The organism is Pseudomonas sp. DCA-1 (assembly GCF_046523955.1).
Classification (GTDB): domain Bacteria; phylum Pseudomonadota; class Gammaproteobacteria; order Pseudomonadales; family Pseudomonadaceae; genus Aquipseudomonas; species Aquipseudomonas putida_Y.
On sequence record NZ_CP169881.1, the window covers coordinates 3,801,359 to 3,817,346 of the forward strand.

At 62.3% G+C, this 15,988-nt stretch carries 17 protein-coding genes; 8 read left to right on the forward strand and 9 right to left on the reverse strand.

What is annotated here, in order from left to right; genetic code table 11:
* Window positions 1-46 precede the first annotated feature (46 nt).
* Window positions 47-1,897, forward strand: coding sequence for an alkaline phosphatase D family protein (locus ACE4QZ_RS17970; protein ID WP_021785404.1), 1,851 nt, complete (start codon window positions 47-49; stop codon window positions 1,895-1,897).
* 75 nt (window positions 1,898-1,972) lie between these two features.
* On the opposite strand, the gene rssC is transcribed toward ACE4QZ_RS17970, so the two are convergent.
* Together rssC and rssB are read right to left on the reverse strand one after the other, a co-directional pair.
* A complete protein-coding gene (gene rssC / locus ACE4QZ_RS17975; RefSeq protein WP_021785405.1) occupies window positions 1,973-2,455 on the reverse strand; it encodes an anti-sigma factor antagonist RssC in 483 nt (160 codons plus the stop codon).
* Window positions 2,452-3,636 carry a two-component system response regulator RssB gene (gene rssB / locus ACE4QZ_RS17980; RefSeq protein ID WP_021785406.1) on the reverse strand — a complete coding sequence of 395 codons (1,185 nt, stop codon included), beginning with the start codon at window positions 3,634-3,636 and terminating at the stop codon, window positions 2,452-2,454. Before rssB ends, rssC begins: the two co-directional genes overlap by 4 nt.
* A 271-nt stretch (window positions 3,637-3,907) precedes the next feature.
* Between rssB and ACE4QZ_RS17985 the strand changes: the two genes are divergently transcribed.
* A complete protein-coding gene (locus ACE4QZ_RS17985; protein ID WP_021785407.1) occupies window positions 3,908-4,207 on the forward strand; it encodes a PilZ domain-containing protein in 300 nt (99 codons plus the stop codon).
* 34 nt (window positions 4,208-4,241) lie between these two features.
* On the opposite strand, the gene ACE4QZ_RS17990 is transcribed toward ACE4QZ_RS17985, so the two are convergent.
* Window positions 4,242-4,949 (reverse strand): VacJ family lipoprotein, encoded by a 708-nt coding sequence (locus ACE4QZ_RS17990; RefSeq protein WP_021785408.1) that lies wholly within the window; start codon window positions 4,947-4,949, stop codon window positions 4,242-4,244.
* A 201-nt stretch (window positions 4,950-5,150) separates the two neighbouring features.
* Between ACE4QZ_RS17990 and ACE4QZ_RS17995 the strand changes: the two genes are divergently transcribed.
* Both ACE4QZ_RS17995 and ACE4QZ_RS18000 read left to right on the forward strand, forming a co-directional pair.
* Window positions 5,151-5,714, forward strand: a complete 564-nt coding sequence (locus ACE4QZ_RS17995; protein ID WP_021785409.1) for a hypothetical protein — start codon at window positions 5,151-5,153, stop codon at window positions 5,712-5,714.
* 122 nt (window positions 5,715-5,836) lie between these two features.
* Window positions 5,837-6,100, forward strand: coding sequence for a DUF4404 family protein (locus ACE4QZ_RS18000; protein ID WP_003248815.1), 264 nt, complete (start codon window positions 5,837-5,839; stop codon window positions 6,098-6,100).
* A gap of 32 nt (window positions 6,101-6,132) precedes the next feature.
* Here the strand turns inward: ACE4QZ_RS18000 and queF are convergent, their stop codons facing one another.
* A complete protein-coding gene (gene queF, locus ACE4QZ_RS18005; protein WP_021785410.1) occupies window positions 6,133-6,963 on the reverse strand; it encodes an NADPH-dependent 7-cyano-7-deazaguanine reductase QueF in 831 nt (276 codons plus the stop codon).
* Window positions 6,964-7,031: 68 nt separating this feature from the next.
* Window positions 7,032-7,559, reverse strand: a complete 528-nt coding sequence (locus tag ACE4QZ_RS18010; protein WP_021785411.1) for a plastocyanin/azurin family copper-binding protein — start codon at window positions 7,557-7,559, stop codon at window positions 7,032-7,034.
* 202 nt (window positions 7,560-7,761) lie between these two features.
* Between ACE4QZ_RS18010 and cinR the strand changes: the two genes are divergently transcribed.
* Together cinR and cinS are read left to right on the forward strand one after the other, a co-directional pair.
* Window positions 7,762-8,442 (forward strand): two-component system response regulator CinR, encoded by a 681-nt coding sequence (gene cinR, locus ACE4QZ_RS18015; protein ID WP_014753919.1) that lies wholly within the window; start codon window positions 7,762-7,764, stop codon window positions 8,440-8,442.
* The gene (gene cinS, locus ACE4QZ_RS18020) at window positions 8,439-9,791 is read left to right on the forward strand and encodes a two-component system sensor histidine kinase CinS (protein WP_021785412.1); all 1,353 of its coding nucleotides are present in this window, start codon (window positions 8,439-8,441) and stop codon (window positions 9,789-9,791) included. The genes cinR and cinS overlap by 4 nt, the downstream gene beginning before the upstream one ends.
* A 39-nt stretch (window positions 9,792-9,830) precedes the next feature.
* Here the strand turns inward: cinS and ACE4QZ_RS18025 are convergent, their stop codons facing one another.
* From ACE4QZ_RS18025 to ACE4QZ_RS18035, 3 genes are read right to left on the reverse strand one after another with little or no spacing between them, the layout of a single operon-like run.
* Window positions 9,831-11,072 (reverse strand): lipoprotein-releasing ABC transporter permease subunit, encoded by a 1,242-nt coding sequence (locus tag ACE4QZ_RS18025; protein ID WP_021785413.1) that lies wholly within the window; start codon window positions 11,070-11,072, stop codon window positions 9,831-9,833.
* A gap of 60 nt (window positions 11,073-11,132) precedes the next feature.
* On the reverse strand, window positions 11,133-11,816 hold the full coding sequence (gene lolD, locus ACE4QZ_RS18030; RefSeq protein ID WP_172402812.1) for a lipoprotein-releasing ABC transporter ATP-binding protein LolD: 684 nt from the start codon (window positions 11,814-11,816) through the stop codon (window positions 11,133-11,135).
* 7 nt (window positions 11,817-11,823) lie between these two features.
* A complete protein-coding gene (locus ACE4QZ_RS18035) occupies window positions 11,824-13,074 on the reverse strand; it encodes a lipoprotein-releasing ABC transporter permease subunit (RefSeq protein WP_021785415.1) in 1,251 nt (416 codons plus the stop codon).
* A gap of 93 nt (window positions 13,075-13,167) precedes the next feature.
* On the opposite strand from ACE4QZ_RS18035, the gene ACE4QZ_RS18040 reads away from it, so the two are divergent.
* Both ACE4QZ_RS18040 and ACE4QZ_RS18045 read left to right on the forward strand, forming a co-directional pair.
* A complete protein-coding gene (locus tag ACE4QZ_RS18040) occupies window positions 13,168-13,752 on the forward strand; it encodes a PilZ domain-containing protein (protein WP_021785416.1) in 585 nt (194 codons plus the stop codon).
* 31 nt (window positions 13,753-13,783) lie between these two features.
* The gene (locus tag ACE4QZ_RS18045) at window positions 13,784-14,500 is read left to right on the forward strand and encodes a glycerophosphodiester phosphodiesterase (protein ID WP_021785417.1); all 717 of its coding nucleotides are present in this window, start codon (window positions 13,784-13,786) and stop codon (window positions 14,498-14,500) included.
* Between the two features lie 48 nt (window positions 14,501-14,548).
* Here ACE4QZ_RS18045 and sthA read toward each other — a convergent pair whose 3' ends face one another.
* Window positions 14,549-15,943: a Si-specific NAD(P)(+) transhydrogenase gene (sthA, locus tag ACE4QZ_RS18050; RefSeq protein ID WP_021785418.1), complete on the reverse strand. Its 1,395-nt coding sequence runs from the start codon at window positions 15,941-15,943 to the stop codon at window positions 14,549-14,551.
* Window positions 15,944-15,988 lie beyond the last annotated feature (45 nt).

The window sequence follows — 15,988 nt, forward strand, 5'->3', positions numbered from 1 at the left end:
GGCGGGCTTGCCCGCGAACAGGCCGCCATAGCCACCCGAGCTGTCGATGACCTCCCCTAACCCGTTGCCCCTCGTTCTCGCCGGCCCGGTACTGCGCCGCCTGGAACCCCAGCGTCTGGCCGTCTGGCTGGTCACTACCCAACCGCTGCAGCCCGAGTTCGTCTGCCTGGCAAGCGAGGCCCAAGTCGATTGCCAGGTGGTGCCGATTGGCCGGCATGCCTACGTTCACCTGCTGGACATCCAATTCGCCAGCCCCCTGCCCTGCAACCAGCTGCTCGACTACGACCTGCTGATCAACGGCCAGGGTATCGCCGACTGGGCCCCACACCTGCTCTACCCCGGCAACCCACGCCCGAGCCTGGTGCTGCATGAGCGCCTCGACCACTTGCTGCACGGCTCCTGCCGCAAGCCGCACCACCCTGCGGCCGATGGCCTGCTGTGCGCCGACCGCCTGCTGCAGGCGTGCAAGAGGCCCGAAGACCGCCCCGCCGTGCTATTGATGACGGGCGACCAGGTTTACGCCGACGATGTTGCTGGCCCCATGTTGCGCGCCATTCATAGCCTGATCTCGCGCCTGGGCCTGTTCGACGAGCAACTGGAGGGTGCGGTGGTAGCCGACAGCCAGGCGCTGTACCAGCACCCGGCCAGCTACTACCACCGCGCCGACCTGCTGCCGGCGCTGGAGCGCAACGACACCCTGCGCGAGCGCTTTTTCGGCGGCAAGCGCAAGCCGATCTTCTCGTCCAGCAACGCCGACAACCATCTGGTGACCTTGGCCGAAGTCATGGCCATGTACCTGTTGGTGTGGTCGCCGGTGCCTTGGCAGCTGGTGGACCTGGGCATCCCCAGCGGGCTCAGCGACGAGCATCAAGCCCGATACCGGCATGAGCTGCCGCTGATTCAGGGGTTTGCCGACAATCTAGGTCAGGTGGCACGGGTGATGGCCCACCTGCCCTGCCTGATGATCTTCGACGACCACGACATCACCGACGACTGGAACCTCTCGGCGCAGTGGGAGGAAACGGCCTACGGCCACCCATTTTCGCGAAGGATCATTGGCAACGCCTTGCTCGGCTACCTGCTCTGCCAGGCCTGGGGCAACAACCCGGACGATTGCAATCCGCTGATCAAACAGTGCCAGGTGCTGACCCGCCAGAACCAGGATGAGCTGATTGGCGAGCTGCTGCGCTTCCAGGGTTGGCAGTTCAGCCTGCCTACAGAACCACCACTGCTGGTCCTGGACACCCGTACGCGGCGCTGGCGCAGCGAAAGCAACCTGGCCAAGCCGTCCGGCCTGCTGGACTGGGAAGCGCTGAGTGAATTGCAGCAAGCACTGCTCGATCATCCCTCGGCGGTTATCGTGTCACCTGCGCCGATTTTCGGGGTGAAGCTGATTGAAACGGTGCAGAAGGTGTTCAGCTGGCTGGGCTACCCGCTGCTGGTGGATGCCGAGAACTGGATGGCCCACCGCGGTGCAGCACAGGTCATCCTCAATATCTTCCGCCACTCGCGCACACCGGGGCACTACGTGGTGCTGTCGGGGGATGTGCATTACTCGTTCGTGTATGAGGTGCTGATTCGCCACCGCCAGCGCAGCCCGCACTTGTGGCAGGTGACCAGTAGCGGGATCAAGAACGAGTTCCCTCGGCGTTTGCTGGATGTACTCGACCGGCTCAACCGCTGGTTGTACGCGCCGCGTTCACCACTGAATTGGTTTACCAAGCGCCGGGAGATGGAAGTGGTGCCGCGCACGCCGAACCATAGCAAGGCGGGGGAACGGTTGTGGAATGGTGCGGGGCTGGGACAGGTGTTCTTTGATGAACAGGGGCGGCCGGCGCGGGTGTATCAGCTGGATGCAGGCGGGAATGAAGCGACTGAGTTCGTTGGCAGAAAATAGATAAAGCGAAAAATCGGCTGCCTTTACTGGCCCTTTCGCGGGCAAACCCGCAGATGGGCCGGCACAGGCTATAGATCAGCCCCGCTCCAGCGCATTGACCAGGTCATGGAAGGCTTCGCGGTTGGAGTCATTCAGGCCCATGAGGATCTTGTGCGCCTCCAGCACCTTGGAACGCACCACCTCTTCACTCTGGTCCTGCGACGGCAGGTCGGTCAGGCATTCGGGGCAGGGAATCGGCCGATCGACGATGTTGAACACCTGATCGAAGCCCATCGACTGCAATAACCGTGAAATGTCTGGATTGGTAGTCACCACAGTCGGCAGCAGACCCACCTTCTGCCGCGACAGGATCGACAGCTTTGCCAGAAGGCCCAGCGTGGTGCTGTCGATACTCTCGGTTTCAGTCAGGTCGATGACAATCGCCGAGAAGTTCAGCGCAGTGAAAATCTTCTCGATCGTCGCATCCAGCGCCGAACACAGGGTCAGGCGCACTTCACCAACGAATTTCAGTACGAAGGTACCGCTCTGCTCGGCGAACTGAATTCTACCGGTACTCATTGAAGGTTCCTGCTCAACACCAATAGGGCGATATCATCCGGCATCTCCCCAAGCGTAGCCAATCCAAATCGTTGACGCAGCCCATCCAGACTGCCACCTGCTGCCTTGACGATCTCCGGCAAGGCGGCTTCTTTATCTTTGAGCGTATCACCCGGCAAAAGGTCCAGAATGCCATCGGACATCAGGCTGAGGCTGAACTGCGGGGGCAGTTCCACCACCAGGTCCTGGTAGGTGGCCTCATCGAACAGCCCTACCGGCAGGCCACGGCCTTCCAGGTAGCGGGTGTGCTCGGGGGTGTACAGCACCGGCAGCGGTAGATGGCCGCCAACGGCGTAGGTCAGCAGGCCGGTGTCTTCGTCAATCACCCCGCCCACCATCGTCACATGCTTGCCCAGCTTGCAGTTGATCAACCCACGGTTGATATGGCTAAGCACCTGCGAAGGTTTGAACTCGCGCATCTTGCCGCCACGTTTGAATTCGAACAACAGCCGCGTGGTCATGAACTTCAGCAGGACGGTGACGAACGCTGATGATGCACCGTGCCCGGAAACATCGGCGAGGTAGAAGGCGATACGCCGTTCGTCCACGCGGAAGTAATCGGCAAAGTCACCCGACAGATACAGCGACGGGATGATCTGATGCTCGAAAGCAAACTCGCCGGCTACCCAGGGGCTTTCCGGCAACATGTTCATCTGCACCTGGCGACCGGCGGTCTGGTCCTCCTGCAGCAGGTGCAGGCTGGCCTCCAGTTCGCGGTTGGCGGCTTCGAGCTTGTCGCGGTAGCGCTGGTTTTCCAGCACAAGGCGCGAGCGGTCGAGGGCGCGGCGCACCGAATGCTCGAGTACGGCCAGGTCTTCCAGCGGCTTGATGAGGTAGTCGGCGGCGCCCAGGCGCAACGCTTCCACCGCATCACTCATGACGCCGGCACCGGACACCACGATCACCGGCAACTGCGGCGCACGCTCGCTGACCTGACGGATCAGTTCGAGGCCGCCCATCTGCGGCATGCGCAGATCGCAGATCACGAGGTCGGGCTGGTGTTCTTCGAAGACCTGAAGCCCCTGCTGGCCATTACCGGCCTGGAGGACGCTGAAACCACTGTCTTCAAGGTAGGCGGCGAGGCTAGCACGGACCACGTCGTCGTCATCGATGATCAGCAGCGTTGCACTGGTTTTCTGCATGTGGGCGAACGGCGCCGATTTAGGTTGGTGCAGCGGTGTCGGCAAGGCAGACGGCCAGCTACGGGAATTCTTTATGGTCACACTCTACTTGAGTTGTAGGACAAGAACACCTGCCCGGCAACTGTTCAGAGGTACCTTGTAAGGCGCAGACGGTACTCCCATCCGGCAGGGGTTTCAAGCATGCAGGGGTCGACCTCGCTGCTCTTTACAGGGCAAATCACCGGGAGTTATAAGAAAGTCGACCAGCGCAACCCGACGGGAAGGATGCAGCATGCCTCACACGCCCTCCAGCCACAGCGAGAAACGCGACTTCATTCGTATGCGCATCGACACCGAGATCAGCCTTTTGCACGAAGGCCAGGTGATTGCGGCGGTGTGCCTGGACCTGTCCAGCGGCGGCATGCAGGTACAGGCGCCGCAGCATTTTTTGGTGGGTGATCGCATAGAGGTGCGGATCGACTCCGACCATCCGGCACTGAAGGGATTGCACGCCAGCACCGAAGTGGTGTGGATTGCCGACCAGCCGGGCGGGCAGCAGAAGTTCGGGCTGCGGATTCTGGCCATGCATTGAACAAGGGGCCGCATTGCGGCCCCAGGTTCACAGATCAGAAGTCGTCTTCGACCTCGCCATCCTTCACCTTGAACTCGCGGTTCTGCAGGTAGGCGTTACGAATGAAGATGTACTTGTCACCCTGAATCAGCTTTTCGGCCGAGAGCAGGCTGGCGCGGGTGTCGATCACGTCCAGCGCGAAGATCGAGTTGCGCGTAGGCACGTGGTCGATGTAGCGATAGGGTTTGGTGTAGGTGTCCGGATACTTGGCCACGCCGTCACGCACGGTGCTTGGGCCCAGCAGCGGGATGACCACATACGGCCCGCTCGGCACACCCCAGTAGCCCAAGGTCTGGCCAAAGTCTTCGTCATTGCGCTGCAGGCCCATCTTGGTACCCACATCGAAGAAGCCACCCAGGCCGAAGGTGGTGTTGACGATCAACCGCGCCGTATCCACGCCTGCCGCATGCGGCTTGAGCTGCAGCAAGTCGTTGGCCAGGTTGGTCACGTCACCCAGGTTGCGAAAGATGTTGTGGATGCCATCTTCGAGGAACTGTGGAGTGACCGCCTGGTAGCCCTTGGCCAATGGTTTGAGGGCATAGGTGTCGAGGGTATCGTTGAAGCGGAAGATCGGGCGGTTGACCGCTTCCCAGGGATCTTCCTCGGTGGCGGCCTGAGTGGCAGCCACGGGCGCCAGCAGCATGCTGGCGCAGACACAGGCCTGGGTGACTCGTTCGATCACACTGGCACCGATCCTACGCATAGGTGTTTCTCCATCGAATTTCTCGGCCGCAAGCGCAACAGTTCGCGCTGCTATCAAGGCGGCAGTATAGAGACTTGCGGGCTGATAAACAGCCTTACACATTTTTGCTCAATATTTTGTGAACAACTGTTGCACAGAGGCCGTTGTCACAGGACGGTAACAATCAACGCATAGCCTTCGAACCATTTGGGGGAAGTTGCCATGGACACTGCGCCCGCCTTCACTGCTGTACTGTTCGGCTTGCGCGGCTGCCTGGTGCAGGCCGCCAATGGCGCTCCCTCACCCGCCCCCGGCGCCCTGGCCACCCTTGCCAGCCTGCGTCAGCGCCAAGTGCCGTGCATCTGGCTGGATGACCTCAATACCACGCAAAGCGAGCACCTGGCCCATGTACTACCCGAATGGCTGCCAGGGCATTCAGTCAATGGTGTGCACTGGCCAGCGCCAAACGCTTGCTGGCAGGCACTGATGGCGCTGGATAGCGAACGCCTGGATGGCTGCGTATTGGTCAGCGGCGACCCACGCCTGCTGCAGTCTGGCCTTAACGCCGGCCTGTGGACGGTAGGCCTGGCCGCCTGCAGCCCGCTATGCGACCGCACTTCTGCGCAATGGCAAGCCATGAGCCCGCAAGAGCAGGACCTGGCGCGCAGCAAGGCGACGCTGGCGCTGTTCAGCCTTGGCGTGCACTCGGTGATCGACCATCTGGAAGCGCTGGACACCTGCCTGCAGGACATCGCCCAGCGCCGACGCAAGGGTGAAAAACCCTGATACAGCACCCTTGACGCGGATCATGCAAATCGGCAGCAGGTAGATTACCCTGAAGGCAGGCCAGAACCTTTGCCACGTCGCCGAGGTCCATGGCTTGCCAAGCCATTGATGGAGAATAGCCAATGCCTGCCCGCGAATTGCAAGAGCGCCTGAACAGCTTGCGCGAGCAACTGGACCGCAACGTACCGCTTTCGGAAGAAGAGCTGGCCGCCCTGCACGAAGAGGCGCGCCAGATCGAGGCGCAACTGAAACTTGAGGAAGCCACGCCAGACAACAACCTGGTGGACGGCGTGAACCTTGCGATCGAACGCTTCGAGGCCGACCACCCCGACCTCACAGCCACCCTGCGCAGCATAGCCAACTCGCTGCACAGCATGGGGATCTGAAATAGCGGGGGGCCGCAAAGCGGCCCCCTGTATTACTGCCGAACCAGGCGCTTGTTATCCGGGCTGATCGCCCCGGTGCTGCGGTACGGGTTAATGTCCAGCCCACCGCGGCGCACATAGCGCGCATAGACCGTCAGGTGCTCCGGCTGCAGCAGATTCTTCAAGTCCAGGTAAATCCGTTCCACACACTGCTCATGGAAGTCGGCATGCTGGCGGAAGCTGATCAGATAGGTCAGCAGGCTGGCGTGGTCCAGCGCCCTGCCCTTGTACTCGACCACCACGCTACCCCAATCCGGCTGGCCGGTGACCGGGCAGTTGGACTTCAGCAGATGGCTGTGCAGGGTTTCTTCCACCACCCGCTCCGGGTTGCAGCGCAACAGTTCTGGCTGCGGCTGCTCGTAGTTGCTGATGGCCACGTCCAGTGCATCGATGCACTGCCCCGGTAAAGCCACCACACCCTGGGCTTCAACCTCGGCCAACGTGCGAACCTTCACCCCCACCGGCTTGCCGGCAGCGGCGGACAGGTCTTTTTGCAGGCATGCCTGCAACTCGCCCAGCGAGGCGAACACCGTCTGGTTCAGCGAGTTGAGGTACAGCTTGAATGACTTGGACTCAATGATGTTTGGCGAATCAGCCGGGATGGCGAACTCGCCGATCGCCACCACCGGCTTGCCCGAAGGCAGCAGCCAGCTCAGCTCGAAGCAGTTCCAGTAATCCACCCCCTGCCAAGGCAAGGTCTGTGCAGTAACGCCCAGCTCGGCCCACTTGGCAGTACGCGGGATCGGGAACAGCTGTTCCGGGGAGTAGGTGGCGATGTATTCGCTGGACTTGCCCAGCGGGGAATGTTCGGCAGCGGGATGCATGGAAACTGACCTAGAGGTTCGAAATTGCCTCTAGTCTACCGGTTTTGCACCCCACCTTGCAGGGCCAGTCACTCAATGGTCAATGTCCCGACCATACCCGCCTGGTAATGCCCCGGCACGTTACAGGCAAACTCGATGGGCGCCGATTGGCGGAAGGTCCAGGTCAGCTCGGCGCGCTGGCCGGGCATGACCATCACAGTGTTGCCACCCCCGTGACCATGGCCGTCACCGTGGCCCATCATTTGGCCGTGGTTCATCATCTTGCCGTGCTCCATGCCGTCGTGGTTCATGGCCTCGGTGAACATCTTGCCTTGCATGGCGACCATTTCCTTCTGGTGTTCGGCATGCATGGCCTTGTCGCCCAGATTGAATTCGTGAGGCAGCTTGCCCTCGTTGACCAGCACGAAGCGCACCGTCTCGCCGGCTTTTACCTGCAGGCTTTTTGGCTCGAAGGCGATGTCCTTGAGCACCACGTTGACCGTACGGGTGGCCTGGGCCGCCGGGGCAGGCTCGCCGAAGGCGAAGGTCTGCGCCTGGCCAGCAAAAGCCGGCAAGCTGCCCAAAGCAAGGGTGGCGGCAATGAACAGGTGTTTCATGATGACTCCGGGGTTACACAATCGGGATGAAGCCACATTAGCCGGGGGCGACTGGCAGCTACCTGACAGGCACATTACAACTTTGTCAGCTTGGGCGAGCGGGCACATCGTCACGTATCATTTCAGCCATCACATTGCCCCTGTGCTAGCAGGGTAAAACAACGCCCATTGGCTACGCTAACTTTCAGATTATGGACAGTGCATGAAACTGCTGATCGTCGAAGACCAGGCCCGCACCGGCCAGTACCTGAGCCAAGGCCTGAGCGAGGCCGGCTTTGCCACCGAGTTGGCTACCGATGGCGAAACCGGCCAGTTCCTCGCCCTGACCGGCGACCACGACCTGCTGATCCTCGACGTGATGCTGCCCGGCCGCGACGGCTGGCAGATCCTTCAGGCCGTGCGCCAGGCTGGCCTGGATACGCCGGTGCTGTTCCTGACCGCCCGCGACGCCGTCGAGGATCGCGTGCATGGTCTGGAACTGGGCGCCGACGATTATCTGGTCAAGCCATTCGCCTTTTCCGAACTGCTGGCCCGGGTACGCAGCCTGCTGCGCCGTGGCACCAGCCCGAGCCAGGACACTACCTTAAGCCTGGCCGACCTGCGCCTGGACCTGATTCGCCGCCGCGCCGAGCGCGCCGGGCAGCGCATCGACCTGACCGCCAAGGAGTTTTCACTCCTTGAACTGCTGCTGCGCCGCCAGGGCGAGGTGCTGCCAAAATCGCTGATCGCCTCGCAAGTGTGGGACATGAACTTCGACAGCGACACCAACGTGATCGAAGTGGCTATCCGCCGCCTGCGCCTGAAGATCGACGACCCGCACCCCAACAAGCTGATCCACACCGTACGCGGCATGGGTTACGTACTTGAAGAGCGCACCGAGTGATGCGCCGGATTTCCCTCGGCAGCCGCCTGGCCCTGCTGTTCGCCGCCTGCACCGCCACCGTCTCGCTGGGCGCCGGCCTGTTATTCAGCCGGGCCAGCGCGCAGCACTTCATCGAGCTCGACCAACAACTGCTGGACTCGCGCCTGTCATTGTTCCGTACGCAACTGGCTGGCGTCAGCACGACTGATGAGCTTCTGGCTCGCCTGCCTGCCCTGCAAGATGAACTGAGCCACCAGGCCGACCTGGCCCTGCGTATCAGCGCCAGCAATGGCGCCACCTGGTTCGAAAGCCGCAGCGGGCTGCCGCAAGCAGCACTGAACACCGGGCTGACCACCCTGCATACACAAGGCATCGACTACCGCAGCCTGTCCGTACCCCTGACGCCGGGCACCATGCAGTCGCCGCAACTGACCCTGTACCTCGACATCACCCACCATCAGCACTTCCTCCAAGGCATGCAACGGCTGATCTGGCTGACGGTCGGCCTGTCGGCGCTAACCACCGCACTACTGGGTGCCTGGGCCGCCCGCAGCGGCCTGCGCCCATTGCGGCAGATGGGCCAGGTGGCCGCCAGCGTGTCAGCGCGCTCCCTCACCACCCGTCTGCCGGTGGCGCAGATGCCCGAAGAACTGGCCGAGCTGGCCAGCAGCATGAACGCGATGCTGCAGCGCCTGGACGATGCCTTCCAGCGCCTGTCAGCGTTTTCGGCCGATATCGCCCACGAGTTACGTACGCCGCTGTCCAACCTGCTGACCCACACCCAGGTCACCCTCACCCGCCCACGCAGCCTCGAAGAATACCGCGAGGCGCTGCATGGCAATCTGGAAGAGCTGCAATGGATGGCGCAGATGATCAACGACATGCTGTTTCTGGCCAAGGCCGACCACGGCCTGCTGGTACCGGGGCACGCGCCTTTGGCGCTGCATGACGAGGTGGATGCGCTGCTGGAATACTACGCGCCACTGGCCGAAGACAGCGACGTGCAGATGCTGCGCGAGGGTGAAGCCGTGCTGCTGGGTGACCAGCACATGCTGCGCCGGGCGCTGTTCAACCTGCTGGACAACGCCATGCGCTTCACCCCGGCAGGAGGACAGATAAAGGTGACCCTGGGGCCGGGGCCGACGATCAACGTGGCCAATACCGGGCTGGCTATCGACCCGACGGCGCTACCACGGCTGTTCGACCGGTTTTACCGGGTGGACCCGGCTCGGCGGGAAGGCAGCAGCGAGCATGCGGGGCTGGGCCTGGCGATTACCCGGTCGATCGTGCAGGCCCATGGCGGATGCATACGGGCGGAGTGCGACGGTGGGTGGACCCGATTCGTGATCGACTTCACTCAAGCTCGGTAACCCTGGGGCGCTTGACGCCCCCAGGATCTCAGGCAAACATCAAACCGCCAGGCCAATCGCCGGCTGCACCTGCGACGCCCGGTAGGCCGGGTAAATGGTCGCCAGGAAACTCATCACCAGGCCGGCGGTGCAGATGATCGCCACATCCCCCCACTGTAATTGCGACGGCAAGCTGCTGACGAAATACACATCCGACGTGAAGATGTGCTGCCCGCTAACCCGCTCCAGCCAACCGACAATCTGGCTGACATTGAACGCCGCAATCACGCCCAATACGCCACCAATCAGCGTGCCGACAATGCCGATCAGGCTGCCCTGGACCATGAACGTGCCCATGATCTGCGCCGGCGTGGCGCCCAAGGTACGCAGGATGGCAATGTCCGGCCCCTTGTCGTTCACCACCATCACCAGGGTGGCGATGATATTGAACGCCGCCACCGCGATGATCATCATCAGCAGCAGACCGATCATGGTCTTTTCCATCTTCATGGCGCTGAACAGGCTGCCCTGGGTATGCGACCAGTCATCGGCGCGGTAGGCGTCGCCAAGCCCGGCGGCAATCGCCTTGGACACCTGCGGAGCGGCATACAGGTCGTGCAGCTTCAGGCGCACACCTTGCACCTGGCCCGGCGCCCAGCGTTGCATCTCGGCAGCATCAGCGACATGGATATAGGCCTGCGAGCCATCCAGCTCGGCGCCGACCTTGAAGATGCCGACCACGGTGAGGCGCTGCATGCGCGGGGTGATGCCACCCGGTTCCTTGCTGATTTCCGGCACGATCAAGGTCAGCTTGTCGCCGGTGTTCAGGCGGAAGCGCCGTGCGGTCAGCTCGCCGATGACCACGCCAAACTCACCTGGCTGCAAGTCCTGCAGGCGGCCCTGGACAATGTGCTGGCCAACGATGGAAACCTTGCCCTCCTCGGCCGGGTCGATACCCCCCACCTGGATCGGCTGCATGGCGCCCTTGTATGACAGCATGCCTTCCATCTCGGTAATCGGCGCCACAGCCATCACCGCCGGATTCTTCGTGGCTGCGTCGGCCACCTTGTGCCAATCGTCCAGCGGCTGCACACCCAGGATGGCGGCATGCGGCACCAGGCCGAGAATGCGCGAGCTCATTTCGCGCTGGAAGCCGTTCATCACCGACAGCACCACGATCATCGCCAGCACGCCCAGCGACAGGCCGATCATCGAAGTCATCGAGATGAACGAAATGAAGTGGTTGCGACGCTTGGCTCGGGTGTAGCGCGCACCGATAAAGATGGGCAAGGGTCTGAACATGTACGAAATCACCCAATGAAAACAGGAAAACGGGGCAGCACTTGCCACCCCGACAGTCGATCAGATTGCCACCAGGTGGCCATCGTCGAGCTTCAACACGCGGTCCATCTGCCGCGCCAGGTTGAGGTCGTGGGTGACCACCAGGAATGCCGTGCGCGAGGCACCGGACAGCTCCTGCATCAGCTCCTGGATGCCTTGGGCGGTATGGTGGTCGAGGTTGCCGGTCGGCTCGTCGAGCATCACCAGGCCGGGGCGGTTGACCAGCGCCCGGGCAATCGCCACGCGCTGGCGCTCACCGCCGGACAGCTCGGCCGGCTTGTGGTTCAAGCGGTGGCCCAGGCCTACCCGCTTGAGCAGCGCCTCGGCACGCTCCCGGGCCTCGGGGATGGGCGTTCGGCCGATCAGCAGCGGCATGCACACGTTCTCGATGGCGGTGAATTCCGGCAGCAGGTGGTGAAACTGGTAGACAAAGCCCAACTCACGGTTGCGCAGCAGGCCACGGGCACGCTCGCCCAGTGCCGACAGCTCTTCGCCCGCCAGCCATACGCTGCCCTGGGTCGGCCGGTCGAGGCCGCCCAGCAGGTTGAGCAAGGTACTCTTGCCTGAGCCGGAACTGCCGACGATGGCGACCCGCTCACCGGCTTGCAGCTCCAGGTTGAGCCCGGACAGCACCTGCACCGACTCCGGGCCCTCGTCGTAGGACTTGCCCAGGTTGCGGCAACTCAGAACGGCTTTATCACTCATGCGCGACTCACTCATAACGTAGCGCCTCTGCAGGCTGGGTGCGGGCCGCACGCCAGGCCGGATACAGGGTGGCGAAGAAACTCAGGACCAGTGCCGCACCGCAGACCATGTACACGTCCTGGGCCAGGATCTGCGACGGCAGGTAATCGATGAAGTACACGTCGGCGTTGAGGAACTTGTGCCCGATCAGTTTCTCGATGCCGGCGATCGCGGCGCTCACGTTCAGCGCCGCGAAGATCCCGACCACGGCGCCGATCAGGGTACCGATCACCCCGATCACCGTGCCCTGGACCATGAAGATGAGCATGATCTGCCCGGGCGTGGCGCCCAGGGTGCGCAGGATGGCGATGTCGCCGCGCTTGTCGTTGACCACCATCACCAGGGTGGAAATGATGTTGAACGCTGCCACCGCCACGATCAGCAGCAACAGCAGGCCGATCATGGCCTTTTCCATACGGATCGCCTGGTACAGGTTGCCGTGGGTACGGGTCCAGTCACGGCTATAGAATTCCTGGTCGCCCAGCTGCTGGGCGATGCTCCAGGCTACGCGCGGCGCCTGGAACAGGTCGTCGAACTTCAGGCGCAGGCCCTGGACCTGGTCGGGCTTCCAGCGGTGCAGGCGGGACAGGTCGCTGATGTTGGTCAGGCCCAGGTAGCCGTCGATCTCGCCCGCGCCAACGTGGAAAGTGCCAACCACGGTAAAGCGCTTCATGCGCGGGAACATGCCGGCAGGGGTCACGCTGACCTCGGGGGCGACGAAGGTGAGCTTGTCGCCGATGGCAACGCCCAGCTTGGCCGCTGCCTTGTCGCCGATCATGATGCCCCACTCGCCCGGCGCCAACTGGTCCAGGCGGCCTTGCAGGACGAAGTTGTCAATGATTGACACCTCGCGCTCGCGAGCGGGGTCGATGCCGTTGAGCAGCACCTTCTGCACCTTGCCATCATGGGTCAGCAGGCCCTGCATCTGGGTGAACGGCGCAACCGCTACCACCTGCGGATTCTGCTTTACTTGTTGGGCAAGGGCCTGCCAGTCGGCAATGGGTTGGCCGCTCTCCAGCGTGGCATGGGGAATCATGCCCAACACGCGGGTGCGCATCTCGTGATCGAAACCGTTCATCACCGACAGCACCACGATCATCACCACCACGCCCAGGGCGAGGCCGATCATCGAGGTCAGGGAAATGAACGAGACGAAGTGATTGCGACGTTTGGCACGGGTATAACGCGTGCCGATGAATGCGAAAAGAGGTCTGAACATGTCGGGGCTTGTTCGGATGAAAGGGAACGTCCTTGTGGCGAGGCGCCTACGGCGGCTTTACACTCGGACCACCGCCGCTACCTTGGGTTCGCCATGACGACATTAGACGAAGAAGATCGCCGCGAATACTACCGCATCGAAGATCGGATCGCACTTCAAATAAACCCCCTTAGCGCGGCCGAAGCCCTCGAGCCAGATGTGTTGCAAGATGATTCACCGCTGTTCAACCTGCTCAGCGAACTGCACTTGTCCGACTTCGAGTCGCAACACCTGTTGCGCCAGCTGAGCGACAAGGACCGCACGCTCGCCGCCTTCCTGCGGGCACAGAACAAGCGCCTCGACTTGCTTAGCGCGGTGGTTGCGCAAACCCTGCTTGGCGAGGTCGGCGAGCCAGTACCGGTGGTCATTTCCGAAGGCGGCATCGAATCCGTCCAAGCCACACGGATTGACCCGGGTACACGAGTGAAGGTGAAAATGGTGCTGATGCCGCGTGCCCATGGCCTGCTGCTGCGCGGCAAGGTCAGCCATTGCGACCCACGCCCGGAAGGCGGCTTCGAGGTCGGCACCGAGTTCATCGACATGACCGACGCCCAACGACAACTGCTGGCCCGTTACATCCTGCAGCGCCAGCAACAGCAACGGCGCCAGCAGCTGGAACTGAACGACCCTGCCTCCTGAGCCAATTTCCCCCTGATTTGAAGGAACGAACGTGACCCTGATCTACGGCCATCGCGGCGCCAAGGGCGAAGCACCCGAGAACACCCTGAAAAGCTTTCAGCAATGCCTGTCCCATGGCGTGACCCGCTGCGAGCTGGACCTGCACCTGTCAGCCGACAACGAACTGATGGTCATCCACGACGCCACCCTCAAGCGCACCACTGGCCGTCGCGGCAAAGTGGTCGAGCACCCGGCCGCCGACCTGGTCAAGATCGATGCCCGCAAAGGCGGCCCGGGCCATGTGCAGCCCTGCCCGATCCCGAAGCTGGAAGAGCTGTTCGAAAAATGCCCGTTCGAGCACTGGCAGCTGGAAGTGAAAAGCGCCTCGCGCACCCGCGCGGCCACCACTGTCCTGGCGATCCGTGAACTGGCCCAGCAATATGGCTTGCTGGACAAGGTGACCATCACCTCCAGTTCACGCGAGGTACTGGGCGCCGCCCTGGAACTGGTGCCGGACGTGAAACGCGGGCTGGTGGCCGAATACGCCTGGCTCGACCCGCTGAAGGTGGCACATAACTATGGCTGCGAGCTGCTGGCATTGAACTGGACACTGTGCACCCCCGAGCGCCTGCTCAAAGCACAGGGCCAGGGTTTGCATGTGTCGGTGTGGACGGTCAACGAGCCGGCACTGATGCGCCGGCTGGCTGACTTTGGTGTGGACAGCCTGATTACAGACTTTCCCGGTTTGGCCAAGACCACCCTCGGGTAGGGTTGAAATCGGTCTCTCCGACCGGCTCAGGCCACCGGTCGGAGCCGCTCAAAAAAGCCGGTTCAGGCCGTCATAGGCAGCTACCCGATAGGCTTCGGCCATGGTCGGGTAGTTGAACGTGGTGTTGACGAAGTACTTCAGGTTGTTGTGCTCACCTGGCTGGTTCATGATCGCCTGGCCAATGTGGACAATTTCCGAAGCCTGATAGCCAAAGCAATGCACACCGAGGATTTCCAGGGTTTCGCGGTGGAACAGGATCTTCAGCATGCCCTGCGGCTCGCCGGCGATCTGCGCACGCGCCATGCCTTTGAAGAAGGCCTTGCCCACTTCGTACGGCACTTTGGCCTGGGTCAGTTCCTGCTCGTTCTTGCCGATCGAGCTGATCTCCGGAATGGTGTAGATACCGGTCGGCACGTCGTTGACGAAGCGCCAGCTGCCATTGTCGACAATGCTGCCAGCGGCCGACCGGCCCTGGTCATGGGCCGCACTGGCCAAGCTTGGCCAGCCAATCACGTCACCGGCACCGTAGATGTTCGGCACGGCGGTGCGGTAGGCCTCGTCGACCTCGATCTGGCCGCGGCTGTTCACCTTGATGCCGATGTTTTCCAGGCCCAGCTTGTCGGTGTTGCCGGTACGGCCGTTGCACCAGAGCAAGGCGTCCGCCTTGATCTTCTTGCCCGACTTGAGGTGCAGGATCACCCCGTTGTCCAGGCCTTCGACGCGCTCGTAGTCTTCGTTGTGACGCACTGTGATGTTGTTGTTGCTGAAGTGGTAGCTCAGCGCCTGGGAAATTTCCGAGTCGAGGAAGCTCAGCAGTTGGCCGCGGTTGTCGACCAGCTCGACCAATACGCCCAGGCCACTGAAGATCGAAGCGTATTCGCAACCGATTACGCCGGCACCGTACACGATCAGCTTGCGCGGGGTATGGCTGAGGCTGAGGATGGTGTCGCTGTCGTAAACCCGCGGATGGTGGAAGTCGATGTCGGCCGGGCGGTAAGGGCGCGAGCCGGTTGCAATGATGATGTGCTTGGCGTTGAGCTTCTCGACCACGCCGTTGGGGCACACCACTTCCACGGTCTGCTCGTCGGCGAAGCTGCCGGTGCCGAAGAACACGTCGACGCGGTTGCGGGCATAGTAGCCGGTGCGCGATGCCACCTGCTTGGCGATGACCTTCTCGGCGCTTTTCAGCACGTCCGGGAACGAGAACCAGCGTGGCTCGCCGATGGCACGAAACATCGGGTTGGTGTTGAACTGCATGATCTGCCGCACCGAGTGACGCAGTGCCTTGGACGGAATGGTGCCCAGGTGGGTGCAGTTGCCACCAACCTGGCGACGGTCATCGACCATCGCTACCTTGCGCCCTGCTTTGGCGGCGTTCATTGCCGCGCCTTCACCGGCCGGGCCGGAACCCAGCACCACTACGTCGTAGTTGTAGACAGCCATGCGTACTCCTTCAGAACTGGCCCGCAAGCCACGGTCGCTTGCGGG